We start from the raw sequence: 25,129 nt of genomic DNA, 5'->3' as shown, positions 1-25,129 counted from the left end.
GAATGACCTGGGCGAACAAAACAGCATTTGTATTGATGTTTGGGATCGTGGCCTTCACGACTCTGGCTTATGGTGGCGTGCATCAACCGGTCATTGTCATATTTTATTTAGCCGTAGCGTCATTGATGGTCCTTTGGGTAGTCGATGCCGTCAAGTCGGGCGTTGTACGGATCAGCCCGAGCGTATTGCAGCTGCCGCTATTCGCCGTTGCGATTTATAGTCTTATTCAGATCTTACCCTTCGGATCGATCGCAGATATCGCCGGAGTGAACGGAATACCACGAACGATCTCGGTCGACCCGTTTTCCACGAAACTGACGGCCATACAGTTCTTTGCTTTAGCGTTCTTTTTCTCTGCATCACTTGTTTTGTTGGACAGCGCCGCACGAATTCGACGTGCGGCTATGCTCGTAACGGTCTTTGGATTTGGCTTTGCGTTTTTCGCAGTTCTGCAGTCGGTACTTAGTCCTGACAGGATATACGGCATCTACGAAACTCGGTTTGCGGTCCCGTTCGGTTCTTTCGTAAATCGCCACAATTTTGCGGCGTTCATGGAGATGACGCTTTCGATACCGCTCGGCCTCTTGTTTGCAGGCGCCGTCACGCGCGATAAACGATTGCTCTACGTGACCGCTATTGCATTGATGGGGGCGGCATTGTTATTAAGCGGGTCGCGCGGCGGGCTCGTTGCGTTCATTAGTCAATTGATACTGCTTGTTATTCTTACTCTTGGCTCGCGGACAAAGCGAAACATCGTGCTCCGGCTGGGGCTGGCGATCGCCCTGATCGCCGCGATCACAGGCGGTGCTTTCTTTGTTGGCGGCGATACATCGCTTACAAGAATCGCCGAAACCTCGGCTTCAAAGGATTTAACTACCGATCGGCTGCATATTTGGGGCGTTGCCATACGCGTGATCGGAGCTCACATGCCATTCGGTGCCGGCTTTGGAGCATTTGGCGTGGCGTACACTGCCTTTGACTCGTACAGCGGGCTCGAACGGGTCGAACAGGCCCATAACGATTATTTACAGGTTGTTGCGGACGGTGGGATTATCGGATTTTTGATCGGTGTCGGGTTTCTGTGGCTCGTCATCAGAACGGGTTTGAGATCATCGCAGATAGATATTACTTATAGACGAGGCATCGCTATCGGCGCTTTTTCTGGGATCTCTGCCTTGCTGGTTCACAGTATTTTTGATTTCGTGCTCCACACGACCGCCGTTGCACTTTTGTTTCTACTGCTATTGACGCTGTTGATCGCGGCGGGTTTCTCTTACAAAGACGATGTAGAGGATGCAACCGATCGTCACCGACGCATGCGTCGTACGCCTCGGCGGTCGCTTGATGATCTGCAGAAGCCGACGATCGCCGAATTTAAACGTGTACATGAATAGTGTCTCGCGGGATGCGATTGGATGACAGGTTGTTGACCTAGGGTACTACGCTTCCGCCGGTTTTTCCTCAGTGGGCCGCCGGAAAAGAGTCAGGATGTGCCAGACAATGCCGTGTGATACATAGGCCGCCGAGAGTATCAGGAGTACGTATTCTGAGTATAGCCAAATCAGCATCCCAACCGCAGCGATCACCAATACCAGATAAAGATTGCGTCTGCCGGCACCGGCCGATTTGAAGCTTGTGTATCTTAGTGTGCTTACCATAAGAACACCCAGCACGGCGATCAGAACCATCATCAAAAGCGCGTAAAAGCTAGAAAGTCCTTGGCCGTGCGAACTCAGCGGCATTGGAGAAAAATGCACGATCGAAGCGAGCAGACCGGCGGCCGGTGGAATTGGCAGTCCAACAAAGTTCTTTTTGTCCAGTTTCGGAGTGCCCTCGATCAGCACCCGCGGTCGTGTTGACTGGATATTGAACCTTGCAAGCCGAAACGCGCCGCACATGATATACATGAACAGTAAAAATACGCCGAATCCGTATTCCGAGGTATTTTCGGCAAAAGTCGGAGCAAACGCCCAACTGAAGATAAGCGAAGTGGGAGCTATACCGAAAGTGAGGACGTCGGCCAGCGAGTCGAACTGGACACCGATCTCGGTCGCCGTTTTTGTCATTCGCGCAACGCGGCCATCGAGTGTATCGAAGAGTATGGCAAGGCCGATCGCAACCGCCGCGTAATTAAAATATCCTGACGCCGCTACCGGATCTGTAAACACCAGGTGAAAGCCGCGGATCGACCAGAGCACGGCAAGAAATCCGCAAGCGATGTTGCCCGCCGTAAACGCGGTCGGTATCACATAAAGGCCTTTTTTAATTCCCTTGTGAACCGATTTCGGCTCTTCGTTTTCCATCGGGTTATTTGATCCTGGCAATGATCGTCTCACCACCCACAACGCGGTCGCCCACACTCACAAGAACATCAACATTCAATGGCATCAGAAGGTCGGTTCTTGAACTAAACTTGATCAGGCCGAATTTTTGACCGAGACCTAGTTCATCGCCGACCTTGTTCCAACAAACGATCCGACGCGCGACGATGCCGGCGATCTGTGTACATACAACAGTGACCTTCGAGCCCCGGATCGTGAGCGAATTGCGCTCGTTCGTGAAGCTTGCCTCGTTACTTGTCGCAGGTAATTTCTTTCCACGTATGTAATCGGCCTTTTCAATGACCCCTGCGATCGGTGAACGGTTGATATGAACATCAAGCGGCGAAAGAAAAACACTGACAAATTTGCCATCCTCATTCTCTTCGACCCGTGTGACCTTTCCATCCGCTGCCGATACTATGATGTCGTCGCCTTCGGGAACTGTGCGGAACGGGTCGCGGAAAAAGTAGGCCATGAACGCGGCAACGATAACGAATGCCGCAACGACGATCCAAAGCTGAAAGTAACCAAAGATCAATGCCAGGATAGCCGGCACTATCAAGAACGGAAGACCTTCTTTGACCATAATGAATTAGAGGTTAGAAACAGAAGCATGATGAACCGACCTCTGTATATCTAACCTCTTGATGCTTTCGAACATCTTATACAATTTAGGCAAGTTTGGCGAACATAAAAACGCCCGCAGTTGACTAGACGGCGGGCAAGAGGAGGATTGTATGAAGATAACTTTACGCTCTCACTGGGTTATCCTTGGCATAGCTGTATGCACACCAAGCCGAGATAAGATGGATCACCCATCCCAATAACCCGGCCGTTCCGATCCAGGAAACACCGGTCAAGACCAACCAGATAATGCCGATCAGGATACGGCCGTTGTATATCTGACCGACACCGGGCACCAAAAGACTCAAAATCCCTGCAACAATTGGCTCTCGCATCGTCGAAAAGCACCTCCGATAACAATTAACGAAATAGCGGGCAAATAGTTCCGCATTGTTTTAGGGGCCTCGGCACGATCAGTGCTCGAAAAGCTCATGGACCGCCAAGTGGATAAGAAAAAACAACGCAACACCGCCGAATACCGAAAGCGAAACCAATGGACGCTTTCCGCCGTGATGGTTGACCTCGGGGATCAGGTCGCTTGCAGCAACGTACAGTGTGACGCCCGCGGCAACCGGTAACGCATAAGCAACGGCGCCATCAACGTTGTTGCCGACAACGTAAAACGCGGCAACACCCAAAACAGTCGCGGCACCGATGACCGAGGTCGCAACGATGACTTCTCGAATACCCTTGCCGGCGGCCAAGATCATCGATCCGATCGTAAAACCCTCAGGGAATTTGTGAAGAAATACTGCGATAAAGACCAGAAAACCGATCTTAATATCGATCAGAGTTGCCGCCGCGATCGAAACACCGTCAAAGAACGTGTGGATCAGTAAGCCTCCAACCCCGGTGTAGGCCGACCTGGCCGAAATGACATGATCAGAATGGACCTCTTCTCCAAGGTGAAAATGCGGGGCGATCGTATGCTCGAAAAACTGAGTAAGCAAGTAGCCAGCAAGCAACAGAAGCATTGGCGGATACAGATTGCCGGTCGATTCCGGATGTTTGGCCTGCCACAACAAGATCGTTTTCGGCAGTATCTCAAAAAGCGTGACCGCCAACATGAAACCAGCTCCAAGAGCGAGAAGGTATTTAAGGGCGGGTTTGTAGTTTGAATGTAACCGTGAGGGAAAAAGTATCAATCCGCCAAGGACATTGGCGGCGGCCGCTAGTGCCCCAAATAATATCAATTGCAGAAGGATGGGATCCATAAACCGAACGAATCACAACTTTACCGTATTGTCGCACGAAAGGAAAACGTCGGTTCGGGCACCGAAACCCCCCGAGGTTTTCAAATGCACTGCTTAAACTAGTGATTAAAGTAATCCGTCATTTTATCTCTTGACAGAATTTACAGAACGGGCGTAAGATGCTTGTGGACATTCGCTAATTGACAGTTTTCAGAGATTTTCAGATGCCCGGCAGCTAAAATGAATGCTTAAGCACTTAAGCAGAGACCGTAGGCGAAATGTCGATTTGATCGAACCGTGGAAAAGACCTTTTGTTCGCAAGCAGGGCGAATAGAGGACAAAGCACTTCCGCAACCTTTCCGAAAAATTTGAGCCGTAAGAAAGCGTTAAGCATCACGCTGTACTACAGGTGTCTCTAAAAAACGGTTCTTTGAATCGAACGATGGCCGAAACTGAGAACATCCATCAACCCGTTTTGCTTGACGAAGTTGTCTCGTTGTTTGGCGACATCGCGCCCGGAACTATCGTTGATGCGACACTTGGATTAGGCGGTCATTCACAAATGCTCCTCACGCAATATCCGACGATCGACATCCTAGGTATCGATCAGGACGAAGAGGCCATAGCGATCGCAAGTCAACGGCTGTCCGCCTTCGGCGACCGAGCAAAGATCGTGTACGGCAATTTCCGCGAGATCAGGCGGATCGTCGGCGAAGCTGGAATCGACTCGGTCGCGGGCGTTCTGGCCGACCTGGGCGTCTCATCGCTGCAGTTTGACAGTCCGGATCGGGGATTTAGTTTTAGGTTCGATTCCCGATTGGACATGAGGATGGATGCTGGTTCCGGCTCAGAAACGGTCGCTGAAATTCTTGCATCGAGATCCGAAGAAGAGATCGCGAACATTATTTATAATTTTGGCGAGGAAAGAGCCTCGCGGCGAATCGCACGCAGGATCGTACAGAAGAGGGATCGAGGCGAGCCGATCAAGACGACCAAGCAGCTTGCCGACACGGTGGCGTCGGTCATAAAGAAGGGTCCGCGGGACAAGGTTCACCCAGCTACAAAAACGTTTCAGGCGTTGCGGATAGCCGCCAATCGAGAGATCGAGATCCTTGAACAATTCATTATCGACTCTGCGGGATTGCTGCAGCCAAGGGCGATACTTGCAGTTATAACGTTTCACTCCCTTGAGGATCGCATCGTAAAGCACACTTTTCAGAAGCTGTCCGGCAAATGTTACTGTCCTCCGCGAATACCACAGTGTGTTTGCGGTGCAGTAAAGACGGTCGAAATAATCACAAAACGCCCGATCACACCGGACAACGACGAATTGAAAGCAAATCCACGATCAAGAAGTGCCAAACTACGGGCCGTGAGGAAGATCGGTGCAGGTGCCAACTAAAGAACTTCGAATAGTCATGAGAAAAAGAAATCAAACCAGAGCGATACGAACATCGGCCAATACGGCTGAAGTTCGCCCCATTTCTTGGAGCTACCTGCTGCTGACGATCTTCTGTGCAGCCCTGATGGCCATAGGCTTCTTTTTCGCCGCGCTTCAGCACTTTGCGACGATCGATCTCGGTTTCAAGAATTCGAAGCTCAGGAAACAGGTGGACGACCTTCAATCAGAAAAGCGAAGGCTCCTGCTCGCCAAGGAGGTCTCGCTCTCGCCCGTTGAGATCACTAAGGCTGCCCGGAAATATGGGTTTACCGAGGCTGGCCTGGTACCGGCCGTTGTTTCAATGAGCAGTTTGAGTGAGCAAGTGCGTTCGTCGGCTGAAGTGGTGGAGAAAAAACAGGCTGAGGCGGTACCCTCGGAGCTCGAAATTATCGAAGCATCCGGGAAAAAGGTTGTGAAAACTGCGTCGGTTCGGCCGCAGGCCGGATCGAAAACGGTAGTCTCGCCGGAAACGAGCCCACGAAGGGAACCTCAGTTGGTAGATGGTCGTCCTCGCCAGGTGACCGAATCACGCACAAAAGTCGATTCCGCCGGTATTTTATCAGTTGCAAAGCTCCGTTAAGTAACTTTTATGGCCGTTCGAGCAACTCGCAAAAAAAGGACCGATCTCCGACAGGTGGCCTTCACTCGATTCATGTTGATCGTCGCGTTTTTCGTCCTGTGGATCGCGGGGATTGGCACGCGACTGGTCTACCTTCAAGTAAATCAGCACGAAGAACTGCGTAAAAAGGCCCTCGTCCAACGACGTGATGTAAAGCAGACCAAACAGCTTCGCGGCACTATCTACGACCGGAACGAGAGAGCTTTGGCAATAAGTATCAATGTGAAAACGCTTTACGCCGACGCGACCAAGATCGAAGACGTCGAGGAAACGGCGAAAACTCTGTCGGGACTTTTAAAGCTGAACGCAAAAGAACTAACCGGTCAGCTTGAAGAGGCCAGATCGCTTGAGCGGCGATTCGTGCCTATCGCAAAGGGACTTGACGAACAGGCCGTGCAGAATCTGAACCGGGATCTTGAACGTCGCGGCGTTAAAAAAGCCGATCTACCAAAGTTTCCGGGTCTGCATTGGCGAGATGAGCAGAAGCGGAGCTATCCGCATCGATCGCTTGCTGCTCACGTCGTCGGTTTCAGCAATCATGCCGGTGTCGGTCAGGCCGGAATAGAGCAATCGCAGAACGATATTCTTTACGGAGCGGTTATCAAACGAACGCAGGAGCGCGACCGGCTGGGACGGGTCTATGACGAGCTTGTCTCTGAAAAAGAACCGCCGAGAGATATCGTTCTTACGATCGACAATACCGTTCAGTATATCGCTGAGCAGTCGCTAGAAAAAGCCGTTCGCGCTTCGAACGCAAAAGCAGGAATGGCGATCGTCATTTCAAACAAAACAGGCGAAGTGCTTGCGATGGCAAACTACCCAACCTTCGATCCGAATGATCTTGAAGGCATTACTGCTGAGAATCTTGCAAATGGGTCTATTCAGAATATGTATTCGCCCGGTTCCGTCTTTAAGCTGATCACATACGGATCCGCATTAGAGAAGGACCTCATTTCGCCTGAGGCCGAGATCGACACTGGCGGCGGCACGATCGAGGTTGCGAAACATAAATTCAAGGACCACGGCTCGTTGGGCCGCATTTCATACGCTAAAGCAATGGCTGTTTCGAGCAACGTTGCGGCGATAAAGACGAGTCTTCGTGTCGGCCGCGAGGATTTCTATTCGACGGTCAAAAAATTCGGCTTCGGCAATGCGACAGGCATAGAATTGCCCGCGGAGACGCCGGGTCTCGTGAGGCCGATCGAACGCTGGTTTGGCGACTCGCTGGCGTCTATGTCGATCGGTTATGAAATTGGTGTTTCCGCGTTGCAAATGGCAAACGCTTTTGCGACGATAGCAAATGACGGCGTCAGAATTCAGCCTCATTTAATTAAAGAAATCCGACAATCTGATGAGACCATTGTTTCAGTCACCCGGCCCGAGAAAACTCAGGTCGTAAGTGTCGAAACAGCCAGAGATCTGCGCAAAATGCTCCGCCAGGTCGTTTTAAACGGAACGGGCAAACGGGCCCAGGTTGCTGGTTACACGATCGCAGGTAAGACAGGCACGGCGTGGAAATTTGATGAGAAACTTAAACGGGTGAATTCGGCGAAATATGTATCCTCGTTCATCGGATTTGCTCCTGCTGACAACCCTGACGTAACGATCGCTGTGGTGATCGACGAACCAAGATCGGGCGGTCGTGACGGCGGGAGCGTAGCCGCACCGGCATTCCGCGAGATCGCAGAACGGATACTGCCTGAACTGAATGTTCGCCGCGACGAGATCGCAGAAACTCTCGCGGACTCGGGCGATGAAGTCGTTGAGCCGGTCGGGAACGGAGAGGTCGAGACAAATAGATTCGGAGATGACTCGGCCGTAGGATCGGATGAACTTCAGGCGATACGCCCGTCGTTGCCAATTGTCGGCCGAAAGCCTGCGGCGTCCAGATCGGATACCGATGCGAGCAGAATTTCAAAAAAGGTCATAGATCGGAAGACGACCGGAACTCCAAATATAAAAAGCGATAAACAGAACTCGAGGATCGGAAAGCACATTGAAACTGAAAGCCGCAATTGATCATATGAACGCTTCGGCGCCGAATCTGGAACCCGCTTTGACGGAGCGTGACGTCGTTTCATTCGTGATCGATTCTCGCGAGGTTCAGGCGGGTGATGTCTTTTTTGCCCTTTCGCAGCCCGACTATGCCAATAACGGTTTTAACGGCGACTTTGAGGACGCGACCAAATACGTCCCAGGTGCTTTGGAACAAGGTGCGATCGCGTGTGTCGTCCGGTCTGATCGATTCGAAGAGCACCGGGAGCAGCTCGAAGATCTTGCCGACAGAATACTGTTTGTCGACGATACCGTCGTGGCTCTCCAGCGTCTTGCGCATGGTGTTTATTTGGAATGGAATCGGCCAGTGGTCGCGATCACGGGGAGCGCTGGTAAAACGACCGCAAAGGAACTCACGGCGCACGTGCTTGAGGGATCCGGCCGCAAAGTTCTCAAGAACATCAAGAACTATAACAATGGCCTAGGGCATCCGTTGACGGTCTTGAATCTCGCAAAGGATCCAACGTTCGACGTTGCCGTTCTCGAAATGGGGATGTCCACACCGATGCACGAGATCGAGCGGTTATGCCGCGTCACTCCACCGGATTACTCGGTCGTTCTGAACGTGCTGCCGGTCCATGTCGAACATCTCGGTTCGATCGAAAATGTCGCCGCGGCAAAAGCGGAGATCGTAGAGGGAATGAAGGCTGGCGGACAGGCGGTCTTGAATGCGGATGATCCGCGTGTGATGGCCATGGCGAGCCTCGCCGGCGGATCGATAATCACTTACGGAATCGAAAATCCTGCTGATGTTTATGCAAAGAATATCGAGTACGTTTCGTTTGGCGAGACTTCGTTTACGCTGGTGCTCCCGTCAGGCGAGGCGTGCGTAAGCTTCCCGCTGAACGGTCGACACAACATATCGAATGCATTGGCGGCCGCAGCCGTCGGTCACGCATTCGGAATGACTGCTGCCGAAATTGCCGCGCAGTTGTCGTCTGCCGAACCGCCGCCGCAGCGTGGCGAGATCTTGCATTTTGCCGCGGGTTTTACCGTCGTCAACGATTCGTACAATTCCAATCCGGACGCTTTGCTCTCGATGGTACAGACTTTGAAGGCTGGTGCGGAAGATGCGAAACGACTGATCGTCGTCGCGGGCGAGATGCTCGAACTTGGTCATGATGCCGCTCTGATCCACCGAGACACTGGAAACAAGATCGCGAACACCGGGATCGATATCCTTATTGGGGTCAGGGGATTGGCGAGGGAGTTGGTCGAGGGTGCAAAAGGTGGCGGACTGGGCAATGCCGAATTTGTGACGGACTCGGCCGAAGCCGGTGAGAAATTGTCTCGATGGGTCAGAGCCGGCGACGCGATACTTGTGAAAGGTTCGCGAGGCGTACGGACAGAAAAGGTGATCGAAAAGCTGTTAGAGAAATTTGAACTGGAGAAAAGCGCGGACGGTCTTGGTGAGGCTTAGACGCGGAGACCGATCCGCTAAGCCCTCTGTTGTCCATGATCGGGAAACCAGAGACTGCTCATGCTCTACTACGTTTTATACCAACTAATATTTCGACAGTACGGGGCCGGCAGCGAATCGTACTTCTTTAAGGGGCTTAACGTATTCCAGTATGTGACGTTTAGGACGGCTTGGGCGACGATAACGGCGCTTTTGATCTCGCTCTTTCTTGGAAAAACGGTGATCCGCAAACTTGATGCTCTGAAGGTCGGTCAAGAGATACGCGAGGAGCTTTCGCCAGAACATCAGGCAAAGAAAGGAACCCCGACGATGGGCGGTATATTGATAATAGGGTCGGTCTTTCTCTCGACGCTGCTTTGGGCACGGCTCGACAATCTTTTCCTTTGGCTTGCGCTGATCGCGACAACGCTGTTCGCGGCTGTAGGTTTTGCGGACGATTATATCAAGATCGTCAAGAAACGCAGCCTCGGGTTGACCGGAAAGCAGAAATTGGCAGGGCAATTGCTCACCGCGGTCGGTATTTGGGCGGTCTTGTTCTTTTTGACGAATTACGCGTGGAATATAAGTGTTCCGTTCATCAAGGCAACGGCCGAAACCAACCCTGCGATCAGTATCAGTTATGTAGGCCCCTTTGTTTATTTGATCTTTATCGTTTTTGTTCTGTTGGGATCGTCAAATGCGGTGAATTTAACTGACGGGCTCGACGGCCTGGCGACGAGTGTGACATTCATTGCGATGTCTGCTCTAACGGCTCTGACCTACGTCGCGAGTGATCGGCGGTGGGCCGAATATCTTGACCTGACGCACAACCCAGCATCTTCCGAACTGACCGTTTTTTGCGGGGCGATGGTTGGAGCAAGCCTCGGGTTTCTTTGGTTCAACGCGCCCCCGGCAGAAGTATTTATGGGAGACGTCGGCTCGCTTGCGATCGGCGGAGCTCTTGGGACAGTAGCGATATTGACCAAGCAGGAGTTCCTGCTGCCGTTTATCGGAGGCGTTTTTATCCTCGAGGCAGTATCGGTGATGATTCAGGTGTCGTTCTTCAAGTTTACGAAACGCAGCACGGGCGTCGGGAAGCGAATCTTCCGGCAGGCGCCGCTGCATCATCATTTTCAGCTCTCGGGCTGGAAAGAACCCAAGATCGTGTTCCGATTCGTGATCGTGGCGATCCTCTTCGCGTTATTGAGTCTATCGACATTGAAACTGCGTTAGGGGACGTCAGATCATCGGGGTGCGATCGCGGCGGATCGGGAAATACGAATTGGATCGGCCAGCAACGGCGAAGTCTGAAATGGAGATCAAAGGACGAAAATCTTTGGTGCTTGGAGCGGGACGGTCGGGCATCGCGTCTGCGACGTTTCTTGCCGAGCGTGGCGCGGTGGTCGCTCTCCATGACCGAAACGATATCGAAAACTGGTCTGATGCCGCACGTTCGTTAAAAGAAAGTCACAACGTAGGATTGATCTCCGGAGAGCTTCCGTCCTGGCTTCTCGACCAGATCGATCTTGTCGTGATCTCGCCGGGCGTGCCCACCAACACGATCCCGGCTCGGTACGTTGACCGAAAGGACGGCGAGGTCATTGGCGAGGTCGAACTCGCCTATCGTTTCATGAAGGGCCGCATCGTCGGCATCACCGGATCGAACGGGAAGACGACGACAACAACTCTTATTGGCGAATTGTTGAGAAACGCAGGTATTGAGACTCAGGTCGGCGGGAACATCGGCACACCTTTGTTAAGTCTCGCCGGGTCCTCGACTGATGCAACGTGGACCGTCGTCGAACTTTCGAGCTTTCAGCTTGAGACCATCGTCGATTTTCGCCCAAACGTTGCGGTTTGTCTCAACGTCACGCCGAATCATCTCGACCGATACGACAGTTTCAACGATTACGCGGCCGCAAAGCACCGCATTTTCATGAATCAGGAGCCGAGCGACATTGCGATACTGAATGCGGACGATCCGACCACCTCAAGCTGGGCGTCGGGCCTCCGAGCCGACGTGACCATGTTTAGCGTCAGACGCGAACTTGAAACCGGCCTCTTTCTCCGGGACCGCGATCTTGTCGCGAGAGCGAATTCGAAAGAAAAGGTGTTGATCACGCGCGACGAGATCTTCATTCGCGGCCTTCACAATGTCGAGAACACATTGGCCGCTCTGGCTGCCGGATTGGCGTGCGGTGCCGACCCCGGATCGATGCGTAAAACAGTAGCTGCGTTTAAGGGCGTCGAGCACCGGATCGAATTCGTCGCTGAGATCCGCGGAATAAGGTTTTACAACGATTCGAAGGCAACGTCGGTCGACGCAACAGCGAAGGCCCTCGAAGCTCTTAGCGACGGCATCGGCAAGACGATCGTCATACTTGGCGGACGTGGAAAGAACGCTCCGTATTCGCCTCTGAGCGGCTTGATCAGTTCGTCTGTAAGGGCGATGGTCGTGATCGGTGAAGATGGCGACAACATCCAACACCAGCTCGACGGTCTGGCACCTATTGTCCGTGCGAATGGAATAAGCGACGCGGTCGAAAAAGGATATGAGCTTGCGAGAATGGGCGATGCGGTTTTGCTGGCCCCAGCCTGCGCAAGTTTCGATATGTTTAGAAGTTACGAAGAACGTGGGACGGTTTTCAAAGCTGAGGTTGCGAAACTCAGCGAAAAGCAGAGCGGGCAAGTTGCCTGATTCAGATTGATTCCTATGCGAGAATTGCGAATGGATTGGATCATGTTTGCGATAGCTGCGAGCCTCGCGGTTTTCGGGACGATGATGGTCTACAGCGCATCGGCAATGATCGCTCACAACGAATCGGCCGGAGCAACGCAGTTCACCTATTTCTACAAGCAGCTTGCTTTCACTATTGCCGGTATTTTTCTAATGTTTGGTGCGAGCCGCGTCGACTATCGTCGATACAATAATCCTTATGCGGTCGTCGCGGTACTTGCGGTCACCGTTGGAGCACTGATCGCAGTCTACGGGTTCCCGGAGATAAACGGTGCGCGGCGATGGATTCGGTTCGGTTCGTTTTCGCTGCAGCCGTCCGAAATGGCCAAGATCGCGTTGCCTCTATTCCTTGCGTATTATCTGACACGCAACAGCGACCGGGTCGGAGATCTCCGTGCTACCGTTTTGCCGTGTCTTGCTTGCTTGGGGCTACTTGGCGGATTGGTGTTTTTCGAACCCGATCTGGGTACGACGATCGTCTTGTGTGCAATATTTGCGGCTGTTTATTTTGCCGCCGGTGCTAAGTTTCTTCACATAGTGACGGTTGTCGGCGGCCTGGTTTTGATCGGAGCCGCCGCACTATTGCTTGCACCATGGAGGCTGAGGAGACTCGGGGCTTTCATCGATCCATGCGATCCGGACAACGCGGCTGGTGCCGGCTATCAAGTATGCCAATCGCTTTATGCGATCGGGTCAGGCGGGATATTCGGCGAGGGATTCGCGAAGGGCCAGCAAAAGCTTTTTTATCTTCCGTATCCGCATTCTGATTTCATTTTTTCGGTGGTCGGCGAGGAACTTGGACTGTTTGGGACTTTGGGGTTGGTCATCGCCTTCGGCCTCTTGCTGTGGCGTGGTGCCCGAGCGGCGATAAAGGCCCCGGACCGGTTTGGAACGCTTCTCGGTATCGGGCTGATCACCGGGATTATTGTTCAGGCACTTTTTAACATCAGCGTCGTGATCTCGATACTTCCGGCGAAAGGAATCCCGTTGCCATTCATTTCCTATGGAGGCTCTTCGGTGTTGGTGACGCTTGTCGCCGTCGGAATACTCCTGAATATTTCTCAGGCATCTGCAGCCGACAGTTCTCAAAGTGGAGGCCCGATCGATCGGCCGGTCCGACGAAAGAAGAACAAGAACGGGCTCAGGTAGATTGGATACATAATGAAGATCCTGATCGCCGCGGGTGGAACCGGCGGACACATTTTTCCGGGAATAGCGGTCGCCAAAGAGGTGTTGCGCCGAGATGCGAACTCGGAGGTGCTCTTCGTAGGCACGGCTAGAGGCCTCGAAGTGAAGATCGTTCCCGAAAATGGGTTTCAGCTTTCGCTCATCGACAGCGCAGGCCTAAAAGGTGTCGGGTTGGTCGCGCAGCTAAAAGGCCTTGCTGTTCTACCGAAGAGCTTTCTCGAGGCACGACAGTTGATCCGGCAGTTCAGGCCCCACGTCGTTGTCGGAGCGGGCGGATACGTTTCGGGACCGGTGTTATTAATGGCGGCAGTAATGGGTATACCGACGCTTGTCATGGACTCGAATGCTTTGCCGGGCTTCACCAATCGGCGATTGGCACGGTTCATCGATAAGGCAGCCCTGACGTTCGAGGCGGCCTTGCCGTACTTTGGCAACAAAGGCGTTGTTACCGGCAACCCGGTGCGATACGAGTTCTTCGAAATCGAGCCAAAAGTGCGTGGCGAGGTTTTCAGTATTCTTATCTTCGGCGGTTCGCAGGGAGCTCGTGCGATCAATAATGCAATGGCTGATGCGCTCGAACACCTGGCAGAGTACAAAGGCAAGATCTCGGTCGTACATCAGACCGGTGAGGCGGATTTCGAAAAGATCCGCGAGATCTACAATCGGTCCGCATTTGCGGATTCGGATATCCGACCGTTCATCAGCGATATGTGTGCGGAATTTGCAAATGCCGATCTTGTCATCAGCCGAGCCGGAGCCACGACCTGTGCCGAACTTGCTGCTGCGGGCAAGGCTTCGATCATGATACCGCTGCCGACGGCTGCTGACGATCATCAGCGAAAAAATGCTGAAGCGATGCAGAAAGCCGGAGCGACGATCATGCTTCTACAGCAGAACCTTGACGGAGAACGACTTGCTTCCGAGATCGGACGGTTGATGGCGTCGCCGGAAACGATCTCGCAGATGGAAAGATCGGCACGAGCACTTGCAAGATCCGATGCAGCAGAGCGAACGGTAGATCTGATCGAAGAGTTACAAAAGAATGTTTAGACACGTAAAGAAGATACATTTTATCGGAGTTGGCGGAATCGGAATGAGCGGGATAGCCGAGGTACTCGCTAATCTTGGCTTCGAGGTGTCAGGATCGGACATCAAGAGATCGAAGAATACTGACCGCCTTGAAAAACTATGCGGCATCCGTATTACCGAGGGTCATTCGGCCGAAAATGTCGGAGATGCCGAGGTTGTGGTCTACTCATCTGCAGTTCGTGACGATAACCCCGAGGTCCTGATCGCGAAAGAGAACGGTATACCGGTAATACCTCGTGCCGAAATGCTGGCAGAGTTGATGGTGCTAAAGCCTTACGCAGTTGCTGTTTCGGGTACACACGGCAAGACCTCGACGACGTCGATGGTGGCGACGATCTTAAAGCATGCCGGTGTAGATCCGACGACGGTCGTTGGGGGTGTGGTCGATACGCTCGGTTCGAATGCGCAACTCGGAACATCAGAATGGTTTGTCACCGAGGCCGATGAAAGCGATCGGTCCTTCCTCATGCTTTATCCGACGATCGCGGTCGTTACGAATATCGACAAAGAACACATGGAATCGTACAAGGGCATGGACGATGTCGTTCAGTGCTTTACCGACTTCGTCAATAAGGTACCGTTTTTCGGAGCAGCGATCATCTGCCTTGACGATCCGAATGTCCAATTGTTGATCCCGAATATAAAGCGGCGCCGCGTCACTTACGGCATGACGGCCCAGGCAGATATCTCAGCACATGACATTAAGTATGGAGATGATTTCGGATCGCACTTTACGGTCTGGAAAGGGACCGAGGTGCTCGGCGACATCGACCTGCCGGTGCCGGGCAAGCATAATGTATACAATGCTTTAGCCGCAACGGCCGTCGCACTCGAACTAGATGTGCCGTTCGAAAAGATCGCCGAGGCATTTACCGGATTCAAGAACGCTAACCGTCGTTTCCAGTTCAAAGGCGACGTTAACGGGATCACCGTTGTCGACGACTACGGACATCATCCGACCGAAATACTCGCAACGCTGTCAGCGGCAAAGAATGCTGCCAGCGGTCGAAGGACCGTTGTTGTTTTCCAGCCGCATAGATATACAAGGACGCAAGAGTTAATGGACGAGTTCGCACTTGCTTTCAACAATGCCGACGTTCTCTATGTTCTGGACATTTATGCTGCCAGCGAGCAGCCGATCGAGGGCGTTAATGCCGAGGTCCTTACCGAAAATGTTCGTAAGCATGGCCATAAGAACGCTAGCTATATCGGCGACGTAGAAAAAGCTGCTGACCGGGTTGTTCCAGAGCTCCTCGAAGGCGATCTTGTCATTACCCTCGGAGCGGGAAGCGTTACGCGTGTATCTGATGAGATAATTGAAAAGCTCAGGCAAGCAAATTCGAACGACGGAGGCGTAACGGCGTAGATGGCAGCGACGAGGAGCCAAAAAGCTTTAAAGCGAAGTATGGCGCGACCGGTAAAGAGGCGTTCCAGAAGTGCAACGCGCCCTAAACGTTCAAGTTCTGGGGCAGCTCCGAGATTCGGGAATGTCTTTCCGATATTGCTGAGTGCGGTAATTCTAAGTTTTATCGCGGCCTTGGTTTACCTGGGCTATCGAACTGTCACCGCATCGGACTTCTTTGAGGTAAGGACGGTAGCGGTCGGGGGCACCAGCCGTACATCAAGAGAGAACATCGAACGACTGGTAGAATCGCAGACCGTCAGGACCGGAGTATGGAATGCCGACCTCAATGAACTCAGATCTCAGATCGAAAAGATGCCCTTCGTCAGATCTGCGTCAGTCTCCCGAGTGATTCCGAACGGAATTCGGGTCGAGGTCATCGAACACGAACCCAAGGCGATAGTAAGGCTTTCTGATGGCGATCATTTGGTCGGGGCTGATGGCAAGATACTTGCGAGAGCAAACAAGAATGAGGCCGCGCTTCCATTCGTAATGACCGGCTGGGACGAATCAAAATCGGAAAGAGCCGATAGAGAAAACCCGGAACGCGTAAAGCTCTATCGAAAGATGCTCGAGGAATGGGTCACCTTTGGAATTGCAGATCGGGTCAAGGCCGTAAATATTTCAGATCCGAAGGAGCCGCGTGCTGTTTTGGACGACTCGGGTCATGCGGTTTCGATCGCCGTTGGACGAAGCAATTTTGGTGAGAATTTGAGCCGCGGCATAAAAGCGATCGCGGGCAAAGGCACTACGTTCGAAGCAGTCGATCTGGTCGGATCGAACATGATTCTGGCACCTCGAACTGACAAGCATCAAAGCCAGAAAGTTAGGTAATCACAATAGTGATCGGATTATGAGCAACGAAATTCACGCGATCGGGGTCGACATTGGGACGAGCAGGGTTCGATGCATTGTTGGCGAAGCTGCGGCCAGCGGAAAGATGAACATCGTCGGCATCGGACAATCAGAATCGCGCGGGCTGCGGCGCGGGATCGTGACAGGTGCTGAGGCCGTTGCCGACTCGGTCAAGAAGGCGGTCGAAGAGGCCGAGAGGATCAGCGGGCTCGACCTCAGTGCTGTCACCGTTAATCTTTCCGGCGAACACTTTCGCGGCGAGAACAAGAGCGGGGTCGTTGCTGTAGCCGGAACAGGCCGTGAGATATCGAACGAAGACGTGGACCGTGCGATCGAGTCGGCATGCGCTGTACAGCTGCCGACTGGATGGGAAGTCTTCGACAGGCTTCCACAAGAATTCATCATTGATGGGCAGGACGGCATCACTGAACCGGTCGGAATGACGGGTTCGCGGCTCGAATCGCTTGTTCACGTTGTTACCGGCCCGAGTGCGGGCAGGCAGAATCTCGAAAAGGCAGTGAGGCGGGCAGGCCTCGAAGTCGAACGTATGATGCTCGAACCGCTTGCGGCGGCTGAGAGTACGCTCATCGATGACGATCGTGAATACGGATGTGCTGTCGTGAACATTGGATCCGAGATCACCGGGCTTATGATCTTCGGACGCGGAGCCGTCCAGCATACCTCGGTTTTTCCTTTCGGCGGCCTTCACTTTACAAAGGACATCGCGGTTGGGTTACGCGTGTCGATGCAGGAAGCAGCGAAGATCAAGCACGATTTCGGATGCGTCGCCTCGTTTCTGATGGACGATGAGGAACGGCAGGAAGTCATCGAGATCGTGCCGGTCGGACGAAATGAGACCCGTGCCTTATCCAAGGAAATACTCTGCGACATCATGCAGCCGCGAGCCATCGAACTGCTTCAGCATATTGCTCAGGAGGTCGCGGCAACACAGGCACAGATCCCAAGCGGTGTCGTTCTGACCGGCGGAGGAGCGCTTGCTCGCGGGATGGTCGAGATCGGCGAACAGGTGTTTGATGCGCCTACACGTGTGGGCTTTCCGGATCCGAATTATCTCGGCGGCCTTTCTGCGCAGGTCGCGAGCCCGGACTGGGCCGTCGCATGCGGGCTGGCGCTTTCATCGATGAGAACACAGGTCCGTGAGCAAAACTTGGGCGGAAGATCCGGAGCCGGAAGGGTTACGGCATGGCTTGAGAATTTTCGAGAAAAATTTCGATAATGGTAATGTCACGACTAGATTTTTACCACAAATCGTTGTATGCTTTTTGCCCATCAGCACAATATATTGTTGCTAGCAGTAATCACGTCAACGAATCATCAGAATTAATTTATCAGGATGACTGCCCGGGTAACCGGGATGCTAGGTATTTGCGGAAGGTCTTCAAATGAATAATAGCGGAATAAGAATGTTTTTGGACGAGCCGCCGATAACGGGTGCCCGGATCAAAGTGATCGGCGTGGGCGGCGGCGGCGGCAATGCGGTCAATCGAATGATCGAAGAAGGTATCAAAGGTGTAGAGTTCATTGTCGCGAACACCGATCTTCAGGCGCTCAACGCTTCGAAGGCCCCGATGAAGATCCAACTCGGTACCAGATCGACACGCGGCCTTGGAGCCGGTTCCAACCCGGAGGTCGGACGTGAAGCGGCACTGGAGGATCACGAAAAACTTCTCGACGTGCTCGAAGGGTCTGACATGGTCTTTGTTACCGCAGGCCTAGGCGGTGGGACCGGAACCGGAGCCGCACCGGTCGTTGCATCGCTTGCTATCGAACTCGGAGCATTGACGGTTGCCGTTGTGACCAAGCCGTTTGGTGTCGAGGGCAAGAAGCGAATGGCACAGGCGGAACGCGGCCTTGCCGAACTTCGCGGCTGTGTTGATACCATCATCACGATCCCCAACTCGAAGCTCCGCGAGGTCGAAGAAAATATAACCTTGATGAACGCCTTCAGAAGCGCGGACGACGTGTTGCTGCAGGCGGTCCAGGGCATAACCGACCTGATCACCACGCCGGGAATCATCAATCTTGATTTCGCCGACGTGACCACCGTTATGCGCGGCAAAGGCGTCGCCCTGATGGGTATCGGTTCAGCCAGTGGACCCGATGCGGCGTCGAAAGCGATGCGTGCCGCACTTGATTACAAGTTGCTTGAAGAGAATTCGATCACCGGAGCCAAGGCTGCTCTTATCAACGTAACCGGGAGCGCGAATATGCCGCTCGGCGAGATCGAAGACGCGATCGGTATGATCGAGAGTGAATCGGACGATCAGGCGGACATTATCTGGGGCAACGTCATTCGCGAAGATATGGGTGACGAGATCAGGGTGACGGTTATCGCGACAGGTTTTGATACAGCGGTACAGTCGGCAATGCCGTTTCCGAGGCCGATGGAAGTTCCAGCGGTCGCGAATGGGGGCGGAGGATCTGTTTTTCCCGCAATCGAATCCAAACGAGACGAAGATCTCGAGGTTCCTACATTTATTCGCAGGCAAGCCGACTAGCCGCTGGTAGATCGATGCAGTGGCCGGGCCAATCATTAAGCCCGGCCTTTTTGCGTGATATCATAGCTGCATGACCGGAATTGACCAAAGCGAACGACGGTTAATGCAAGTACGTCCAAGGATCGGGGTAACAATCGGCGACCCGGCGGGAATCGGACCTGAGATCGTCTTGCGGTCTGCCGCTGATGCCGATTTGAATAAGTTCGCTGACATCATCATAGTCGGTGATCTAGGGTTATTACGTCGTACGGCCGCTTCGTTTTCAATTCCCGTCCGGCTGCGAAATGCGGATGAGCAGGAGCCTTTCGGTTCTGTCCCGGTGATCGATCTCGGTGGTCTCCCGTCTGACTTGGCGATCGGTCGAGAGTCGCCCGTTTGCGGCCGGGCGGCAGGAAGCTATATCGAAAAAGCGGTCGAACTCTGGCGAGCAGGAAAGATCGACGCGATCGCGACAGCCCCTATAAATAAGGGCTCGCTTGTTCTCGGCGGTTACGATTTTCCCGGTCATACCGAGTTTCTTGCTCAGTTGACTGGAACTCGCGAGTTTGCCATGAGTTTTTTTGCGGACAAATTACGCGTCGTGCTGGTTTCGACTCACGTGCCTTTAAGAAAAGCGATCGAACTTGTGAAGACCGAGACCATGATATCGCTAATCACTTTTGCCTCGGAACAGTTCAAGAAGTTGCTCGGGCGTAGTGTCAAGATCGCCGTCGCTGGAGTGAATCCGCATGCCTCGGAACATGGGATGTTCGGTGTCGAGGAAGCAGACGAGATCGAACCGGCAATAGCGCGATGCCGCGACGAGCTTGGCATCGACGTATCGGGTCCGTATTCCCCGGACACGGTCTTTTTACGAGGCTATCGGGGCGAATTTGACGCGGTCATCGCGTGTTATCATGATCAGGCTACGATCGCCGTTAAGTCGTTGTCGTTCGGCTCAGCGGTAAATGTGACCCTGGGACTTCCGTTGATCCGAACTTCCGTCGACCATGGAACGGCGTTCGATATTGCGGGCAAGGGTATTGCCGATGCTTCGAGTATGCAATCTGCGATCAAACTAGCTGCCGATTTGGCCATGCAACGCCCGATGAAGTGCACGGCCGACGATGCCCAGTGAATTGAACCAATCTAGTATGGTTTCTGAGACTCCTCCAAGACCAGCTGTTCTTATCGCCGATGACGACGCGGCGATCCTTAAGCTTGTTACAGCAATCGTTCAGGCGGAGGGATATGAGGTCGTTGCTGCGAATGATGGCAAGCAAGCTTACAAACTGCTTCAATCAAACCACCAGATCCGAGCCGTCATCGTTGACATTCGTATGCCCTATATCGAAGGAACCGAACTGCTGCGGTTCATGCGTTCCAATGAACGATTTTCGCATATTCCGGTGATCGTTATGACCGCCGGAACCGATCCGAAAGCGACGTCCTCAAGTTTCAATGCTGGTGCTGCGGCATTTCTTTCAAAGCCGTTCACAAACAGCCAATTGCGGCTAATGTTGAAGACGGTCCTAGATAGTCGGTGAAACCGACCGTGGTCGAAGAGGTATCTTGACTGTTGAGCGGACAAGATGATAGCTTTCAGAAACAACCCCTCGTAGGACCGATCAGGAGCTGAAATGAACGTCTCTAAACGCAAGCTTTTACTTGCCGATGATTCCGTAACGATCCAGAAAGTCGTCAATCTTACGTTTGCCGAAGAAGGCATCGAAGTGACGACCGTCAGCGACGGAGACGCCGCTCTTGAGTTTCTATCGAGAGAACGTCCCGATCTCGTTATGGCCGATGTCAACATGCCCGGGGCAAGCGGTTATCAGATCTGCGAGGCGATCCGGGCACATGAATCGACACGGACCATTCCGGTCGTACTTCTTGTCGGATCATTTGAGCCTTTTGACGAATCGGAAGCTGAACGCGTCGGGGCGAATGCGTTCATGACCAAACCGTTTCAATCGATACGGCAGTTAGTGACCAATATAACCGAAATGATGGCCGCAACAGCCGATCGACAAGGCACGGTCGGCGATTCGATGCCCGCTGCCGACGAGTATGGCGGCGACAACGAGATCGAGCAGGGGGACGATATAGACCGGCTTTACGAGCAGAGCCTGGTTACGGCCGGCGCCGAATCTGGCGAAGTGGTTAAAGAGTTCGAGTTCGGCGACAGCGGTCTCGATGACGAAATGATAGAGACAAGCTACGCCTCACCCGAAACTGACGTTGAGACGATCGATTTCGGGCTGGCTGATGTCTTAGATAACGATCTCCCGGATGTGCGGGACGAACAGCAGTTTGACCCGTCTCCCTATTATCCCGACGGCGATCCGGCGGCTGAAACGGTCGAATTGCCTCGCTCTTTGGCCGAAAGCTATCAGGACGAAAGTTATCGGCCTCCGGAAGTCTCTTTGCCGATCGCGTGGGAGGAACCCCACCCGAATCGGGAGCCGGAGCCGCTCGCATTCGAACGGATAACCGATGAGCCGGAAGAGGCGAGCTTGCAGGCTATTGAGCAGTCGGGAACAGCAGATACCCTGGCGGTTTCGGATTTGCACGAAGTTCAAGAAAGCGAACCCTCGGACTTTGATGCAAGCGTTGACGAGCGATATGTTGTGGCAAAGGACAGCGTAGACGGGGAATCGGGCGTTCAGACGCAAAGCGAAACATCATTCGTACCTCAACCGGTCTTCGAGGGTATCGATCTGCTTGAGCTGCCGCCGGTCGGCGACAACCGCACGATCGAATTCACTACGCCTGAACTGGCACGAGAGGAAACCGGCAGTAAGCAGGTCGTTACCCTCTCGCCGGAATTGATGGAGTTGCTGGTTCAAAAGGTGGTCGAAAAGCTGGCTCAAAAATACTAGCTGGAAATTCGAAGCAAAGACTGCAGGCAGTTTTCCGACATCGGATGAAAACTGTCTGTATTTGTTTTAGAATAAACGTTTTACGGTTATGGAAATCCCGAAGTCATACGATCCGAAGGTCGCTGAGGAAAATCACTACGATCGCTGGGAATCGATCGGCTGTTTTGCGCCGGAGATCAACAAGGATCCGAAGGCAAAAAAGTTTTCGATCGTTATCCCGCCGCCGAATGTCACTGGCAGCCTGCACATGGGCCACGCGCTTCAGCATACGATCATGGATGTATTGACGCGTTGGAAGCGAATGCAGGGCTACCGCACGCTTTGGCTTCCAGGTACCGATCATGCAGGTATCTCTGTACAGCGCAAGGTCGTCGAACAACTGAGAAAAGACGAGAAACGATCGCCATTGGATATCGGACGGGAGGACTTTGTTCGAAGGGCATGGGCGTGGAAAGAGCAATACGGCAACACGATCACCGAGCAGATGCGGCGCGAAGGGGCGTCGGTCGATTGGTCACGACATCGTTTTACCATGGACGACAGCCTCTCGCTAGCGGTTAGAAACGTCTTTTGCACATTGTATGACGAAGGCTGGATATATCGCGGACTTCGGATCGTCAATTGGTGTCCGAAGGATAAGACGGTACTCTCCGACCTCGAGGTCAAAGAGGAAACAAGGAAGGATGGGAAACTGACATATTTGCGGTATCCGGTAAAGGGAACCGACCGCACTATCACGGTTGCGACGACGCGTCCTGAGACGATGCTCGGCGATACGGCAGTTGCCGTGAACCCATTGGACGAGCGCTACACCGATCTGATCGGAAAGACAGTTTCATTGCCGCTCACAGGTCGTGAAATACCGATAATCGCCGATGATTACGTCGACCCGGAATTCGGGACCGGTGCAGTAAAGATCACTCCGGCTCATGACCCGAACGATTACGTCGTCGGTGAACGCCATGGGCTTGAACAACTTCTCGTAATGAACGATGACGGCACGATGAATGCGGCTGCTGGAGCCGCCTTCGATGGAATTGACCGTTTTGATGCCCGGAAGATGGTAGTAGAGCAGTTCGAGAGCCTAGGTTTGCTGGATAGGATCGAAGACTACGAGGTCTCGCTGCCGATCTGCGAACGCTGTAAGACCATTGTCGAACCGATACTATCTGACCAATGGTTCGTAAAGATGGATGAATTGCGCGATATGGCACTTGACCTGATTCGAACAGGCAAACCGCAATTCTGGCCGCAGGTCCCGCATGAAAAGGTCTATACGACGTGGCTCGAAAATCTAAAGGATTGGACGATATCACGGCAGCTTTGGTGGGGACATCAGATCCCGGCTTGGTACGACAATGAAGGGAATGTCTATGTCGCACGAACGCCGGAGGAAGCGAAAGAAAAAGCAGGCGATAAAGAACTGACTCAGGACCAGGATGTTCTTGACACATGGTTTTCGTCGGGGCTCTGGGCTTTCTCAACATTCGGTTGGAACGGTGAGGTCAGAAATACACCCGATCTCGAGACATTTCTGCCTACTGATGTTCTCGTTACGGGCCGCGACATCATCTTCCTTTGGGTCTCGCGAATGATGATGTTGACGAAGAAGTTTGTTGGTAAGGCCGCATTCGACGACGTGGTGGTGACCGGAACCGTTCTTGGAAAGGACGGAAAGCCGATGTCAAAGTCCCGTGGAAACGGCGTCGATCCGATCGAGATGTTCGACAAATTCGGCGTTGATGCAACCCGCATTTATCTTGCTTCGATCGCGACCGGCGCGGACATTAAATGGAACGACACCGGCGTCGAGACCTACCGAAACTTCGCCAACAAAATATGGAACGCAACGCGTTTCTGCCTTTTAAATTCCGACGGCGCCCAAGTAAAGGCTATTGTTCCGGAAGAACTGACCGGTATCGCCGACCGATGGATCGTCTCGCGATTGAACAAGACCGCGATCAATGTAAACAGCTCGCTTGCAAAATACGAGTTTCATACGGCAGTTTCGCTTCTTTACCATTTCTTTTGGGACGATTTTTGCGATTGGTACATCGAACTCAAGAAAGACGAGATCAACGCAGGTGATATCGAGGCGAGTTGGCTGATCTTATCAGTGCTCGAACAGGCATTGCGGCTGCTTCATCCCTTTATGCCGTACTTGACCGAAGAGCTGTGGCAGAAATTGCCCGGAACTAACAGCCAATTTCACAATCCAGCCTATAGTTCAGCTGAACGCACGATAATGCTTGCCGACTTTCCTCCGGGCACTGCGGACCTTTCCGACGATCGAGCCGAAAACGAGATGGGGTCAGTGATCGACCTTATTCGTCGTGTTCGGAATATCCGGACGGATATGAACATCAAGCCTTCGGATCGCGTCGCGGTTCATGTAGCAGGTGGGGAGGATATTTGCGCAGTATTCGCGGCGAACGAAGCACAGATCTTAAAGCTTGCACGGGCTGATAAGCTTGTGCGTGGCGACACCCTCACGGTGCCTAAAGCGTCCGCCAAAGCTGTGATAGCAAATGCCGAGATCGCTGTGCCGCTCGAAGGCCTGATCGATTTTAGTAAGGAACGCGAACGGTTGCAAAACCAGATCGGGAAACTTGCGATCGAATTGACGCGGCTTAGCGGACAGTTGTCAAATTTGGATTTCGTTAAAAAAGCACCCGCCGAAAAGGTAGAAGCTCTGCGAGAACGAAGATCGGAGATCGAGATTCAGACCGCAACACTCCAGCAAAATCTTACGTCACTCGAGTGATCCCGACCCTAATGGAATTGTGCAGCCAAATGAAAAGAGCGGTTCGGGCTGATCCCGGCCGC

21 protein-coding genes are annotated in these 25,129 nt (G+C 53.0%); 17 read left to right on the top strand and 4 right to left on the bottom strand.

Going from position 1 to position 25,129, the window contains the following annotated elements:
• Positions 1-2 precede the first annotated feature (2 nt).
• Positions 3-1,394, top strand: coding sequence for an O-antigen ligase family protein (locus IPM28_05125; GenBank protein ID MBK9172376.1), 1,392 nt, complete (start codon positions 3-5; stop codon positions 1,392-1,394).
• Between the two features lie 45 nt (positions 1,395-1,439).
• Here the strand turns inward: IPM28_05125 and IPM28_05120 are convergent, their stop codons facing one another.
• From IPM28_05120 to IPM28_05105, 4 genes are all read right to left on the bottom strand, one after another.
• Positions 1,440-2,303 carry a phosphatidylcholine/phosphatidylserine synthase gene (locus tag IPM28_05120; protein ID MBK9172375.1) on the bottom strand — a complete coding sequence of 288 codons (864 nt, stop codon included), beginning with the start codon at positions 2,301-2,303 and terminating at the stop codon, positions 1,440-1,442.
• Between the two features lie 4 nt (positions 2,304-2,307).
• Positions 2,308-2,907 (bottom strand): phosphatidylserine decarboxylase, encoded by a 600-nt coding sequence (locus IPM28_05115; protein MBK9172374.1) that lies wholly within the window; start codon positions 2,905-2,907, stop codon positions 2,308-2,310.
• Between the two features lie 163 nt (positions 2,908-3,070).
• Entirely contained in the window at positions 3,071-3,280 is a 210-nt protein-coding gene (locus tag IPM28_05110) for a hypothetical protein (GenBank protein MBK9172373.1), read from the bottom strand.
• Between the two features lie 78 nt (positions 3,281-3,358).
• Complete coding sequence (locus tag IPM28_05105; protein MBK9172372.1) at positions 3,359-4,159, bottom strand: ZIP family metal transporter; 801 nt, start codon at positions 4,157-4,159, stop codon at positions 3,359-3,361.
• 421 nt (positions 4,160-4,580) lie between these two features.
• On the opposite strand from IPM28_05105, the gene rsmH reads away from it, so the two are divergent.
• The 16 genes from rsmH (at position 4,581) to IPM28_05025 (ending at position 25,067) form a co-directional block, all read left to right on the top strand.
• The gene (gene rsmH / locus IPM28_05100) at positions 4,581-5,540 is read left to right on the top strand and encodes a 16S rRNA (cytosine(1402)-N(4))-methyltransferase RsmH (protein MBK9172371.1); all 960 of its coding nucleotides are present in this window, start codon (positions 4,581-4,583) and stop codon (positions 5,538-5,540) included.
• A 16-nt stretch (positions 5,541-5,556) separates the two neighbouring features.
• Positions 5,557-6,159 (top strand): hypothetical protein, encoded by a 603-nt coding sequence (locus IPM28_05095; GenBank protein ID MBK9172370.1) that lies wholly within the window; start codon positions 5,557-5,559, stop codon positions 6,157-6,159.
• Positions 6,160-6,213: 54 nt separating this feature from the next.
• Complete coding sequence (locus IPM28_05090; GenBank protein ID MBK9172369.1) at positions 6,214-8,217, top strand: penicillin-binding protein 2; 2,004 nt, start codon at positions 6,214-6,216, stop codon at positions 8,215-8,217.
• A gap of 4 nt (positions 8,218-8,221) precedes the next feature.
• On the top strand, positions 8,222-9,673 hold the full coding sequence (locus IPM28_05085; GenBank protein MBK9172368.1) for a UDP-N-acetylmuramoyl-tripeptide--D-alanyl-D-alanine ligase: 1,452 nt from the start codon (positions 8,222-8,224) through the stop codon (positions 9,671-9,673).
• A 60-nt stretch (positions 9,674-9,733) separates the two neighbouring features.
• A complete protein-coding gene (locus IPM28_05080) occupies positions 9,734-10,885 on the top strand; it encodes a phospho-N-acetylmuramoyl-pentapeptide-transferase (GenBank protein ID MBK9172367.1) in 1,152 nt (383 codons plus the stop codon).
• A gap of 79 nt (positions 10,886-10,964) precedes the next feature.
• Positions 10,965-12,350 carry a UDP-N-acetylmuramoyl-L-alanine--D-glutamate ligase gene (gene murD / locus IPM28_05075; GenBank protein ID MBK9172366.1) on the top strand — a complete coding sequence of 462 codons (1,386 nt, stop codon included), beginning with the start codon at positions 10,965-10,967 and terminating at the stop codon, positions 12,348-12,350.
• A gap of 30 nt (positions 12,351-12,380) precedes the next feature.
• The gene (ftsW, locus tag IPM28_05070) at positions 12,381-13,538 is read left to right on the top strand and encodes a putative lipid II flippase FtsW (protein MBK9172365.1); all 1,158 of its coding nucleotides are present in this window, start codon (positions 12,381-12,383) and stop codon (positions 13,536-13,538) included.
• A gap of 12 nt (positions 13,539-13,550) precedes the next feature.
• Positions 13,551-14,627: an undecaprenyldiphospho-muramoylpentapeptide beta-N-acetylglucosaminyltransferase gene (gene murG, locus IPM28_05065; GenBank protein MBK9172364.1), complete on the top strand. Its 1,077-nt coding sequence runs from the start codon at positions 13,551-13,553 to the stop codon at positions 14,625-14,627.
• The gene (locus IPM28_05060) at positions 14,620-16,032 is read left to right on the top strand and encodes a UDP-N-acetylmuramate--L-alanine ligase (GenBank protein MBK9172363.1); all 1,413 of its coding nucleotides are present in this window, start codon (positions 14,620-14,622) and stop codon (positions 16,030-16,032) included. Before murG ends, IPM28_05060 begins: the two co-directional genes overlap by 8 nt.
• 39 nt (positions 16,033-16,071) lie before the next feature.
• Positions 16,072-16,902, top strand: a complete 831-nt coding sequence (locus tag IPM28_05055; protein MBK9172362.1) for an FtsQ-type POTRA domain-containing protein — start codon at positions 16,072-16,074, stop codon at positions 16,900-16,902.
• A 19-nt stretch (positions 16,903-16,921) separates the two neighbouring features.
• Positions 16,922-18,160 (top strand): cell division protein FtsA, encoded by a 1,239-nt coding sequence (gene ftsA / locus IPM28_05050; GenBank protein ID MBK9172361.1) that lies wholly within the window; start codon positions 16,922-16,924, stop codon positions 18,158-18,160.
• A gap of 166 nt (positions 18,161-18,326) precedes the next feature.
• Complete coding sequence (ftsZ, locus tag IPM28_05045) at positions 18,327-19,442, top strand: cell division protein FtsZ (GenBank protein MBK9172360.1); 1,116 nt, start codon at positions 18,327-18,329, stop codon at positions 19,440-19,442.
• Positions 19,443-19,545: 103 nt separating this feature from the next.
• On the top strand, positions 19,546-20,559 hold the full coding sequence (gene pdxA / locus IPM28_05040) for a 4-hydroxythreonine-4-phosphate dehydrogenase PdxA (protein ID MBK9172359.1): 1,014 nt from the start codon (positions 19,546-19,548) through the stop codon (positions 20,557-20,559).
• A 16-nt stretch (positions 20,560-20,575) separates the two neighbouring features.
• Complete coding sequence (locus IPM28_05035) at positions 20,576-20,968, top strand: response regulator (protein MBK9172358.1); 393 nt, start codon at positions 20,576-20,578, stop codon at positions 20,966-20,968.
• A 93-nt stretch (positions 20,969-21,061) separates the two neighbouring features.
• Positions 21,062-22,303 (top strand): response regulator, encoded by a 1,242-nt coding sequence (locus IPM28_05030; GenBank protein MBK9172357.1) that lies wholly within the window; start codon positions 21,062-21,064, stop codon positions 22,301-22,303.
• 88 nt (positions 22,304-22,391) lie between these two features.
• The gene (locus IPM28_05025) at positions 22,392-25,067 is read left to right on the top strand and encodes a valine--tRNA ligase (GenBank protein MBK9172356.1); all 2,676 of its coding nucleotides are present in this window, start codon (positions 22,392-22,394) and stop codon (positions 25,065-25,067) included.
• Positions 25,068-25,129: the final 62 nt, after the last annotated feature.

The sequence above is a fragment of the Chloracidobacterium sp. genome, from assembly GCA_016716305.1.
Taxonomy (GTDB): Bacteria; Acidobacteriota; Blastocatellia; order Pyrinomonadales; family Pyrinomonadaceae; genus OLB17.
This window is presented reverse-complemented; position numbering and strand designations above follow the sequence as displayed.

What these genes read in the sequence shown, in the direction of transcription:
- IPM28_05125 (MBK9172376.1), top strand. Translation starts at nt 3, where the DNA reads ATGACCTGGGCGAACAAAACAGCATTTGTATTGATGTTTGGGATCGTG.
- IPM28_05120 (MBK9172375.1), bottom strand. Translation starts at nt 2,303, where the DNA reads ATGGAAAACGAAGAGCCGAAATCGGTTCACAAGGGAATTAAAAAAGGC.
- IPM28_05115 (MBK9172374.1), bottom strand. Translation starts at nt 2,907, where the DNA reads ATGGTCAAAGAAGGTCTTCCGTTCTTGATAGTGCCGGCTATCCTGGCA.
- IPM28_05110 (MBK9172373.1), bottom strand. Translation starts at nt 3,280, where the DNA reads ATGCGAGAGCCAATTGTTGCAGGGATTTTGAGTCTTTTGGTGCCCGGT.
- IPM28_05105 (MBK9172372.1), bottom strand. Translation starts at nt 4,159, where the DNA reads ATGGATCCCATCCTTCTGCAATTGATATTATTTGGGGCACTAGCGGCC.
- rsmH (MBK9172371.1), top strand. Translation starts at nt 4,581, where the DNA reads ATGGCCGAAACTGAGAACATCCATCAACCCGTTTTGCTTGACGAAGTT.
- IPM28_05095 (MBK9172370.1), top strand. Translation starts at nt 5,557, where the DNA reads ATGAGAAAAAGAAATCAAACCAGAGCGATACGAACATCGGCCAATACG.
- IPM28_05085 (MBK9172368.1), top strand. Translation starts at nt 8,222, where the DNA reads ATGAACGCTTCGGCGCCGAATCTGGAACCCGCTTTGACGGAGCGTGAC.
- IPM28_05080 (MBK9172367.1), top strand. Translation starts at nt 9,734, where the DNA reads ATGCTCTACTACGTTTTATACCAACTAATATTTCGACAGTACGGGGCC.
- murD (MBK9172366.1), top strand. Translation starts at nt 10,965, where the DNA reads ATGGAGATCAAAGGACGAAAATCTTTGGTGCTTGGAGCGGGACGGTCG.
- ftsW (MBK9172365.1), top strand. Translation starts at nt 12,381, where the DNA reads ATGGATTGGATCATGTTTGCGATAGCTGCGAGCCTCGCGGTTTTCGGG.
- murG (MBK9172364.1), top strand. Translation starts at nt 13,551, where the DNA reads ATGAAGATCCTGATCGCCGCGGGTGGAACCGGCGGACACATTTTTCCG.
- IPM28_05060 (MBK9172363.1), top strand. Translation starts at nt 14,620, where the DNA reads ATGTTTAGACACGTAAAGAAGATACATTTTATCGGAGTTGGCGGAATC.
- IPM28_05055 (MBK9172362.1), top strand. Translation starts at nt 16,072, where the DNA reads ATGGCGCGACCGGTAAAGAGGCGTTCCAGAAGTGCAACGCGCCCTAAA.
- ftsA (MBK9172361.1), top strand. Translation starts at nt 16,922, where the DNA reads ATGAGCAACGAAATTCACGCGATCGGGGTCGACATTGGGACGAGCAGG.
- ftsZ (MBK9172360.1), top strand. Translation starts at nt 18,327, where the DNA reads ATGAATAATAGCGGAATAAGAATGTTTTTGGACGAGCCGCCGATAACG.
- pdxA (MBK9172359.1), top strand. Translation starts at nt 19,546, where the DNA reads ATGCAAGTACGTCCAAGGATCGGGGTAACAATCGGCGACCCGGCGGGA.
- IPM28_05035 (MBK9172358.1), top strand. Translation starts at nt 20,576, where the DNA reads ATGGTTTCTGAGACTCCTCCAAGACCAGCTGTTCTTATCGCCGATGAC.
- IPM28_05030 (MBK9172357.1), top strand. Translation starts at nt 21,062, where the DNA reads ATGAACGTCTCTAAACGCAAGCTTTTACTTGCCGATGATTCCGTAACG.
- IPM28_05025 (MBK9172356.1), top strand. Translation starts at nt 22,392, where the DNA reads ATGGAAATCCCGAAGTCATACGATCCGAAGGTCGCTGAGGAAAATCAC.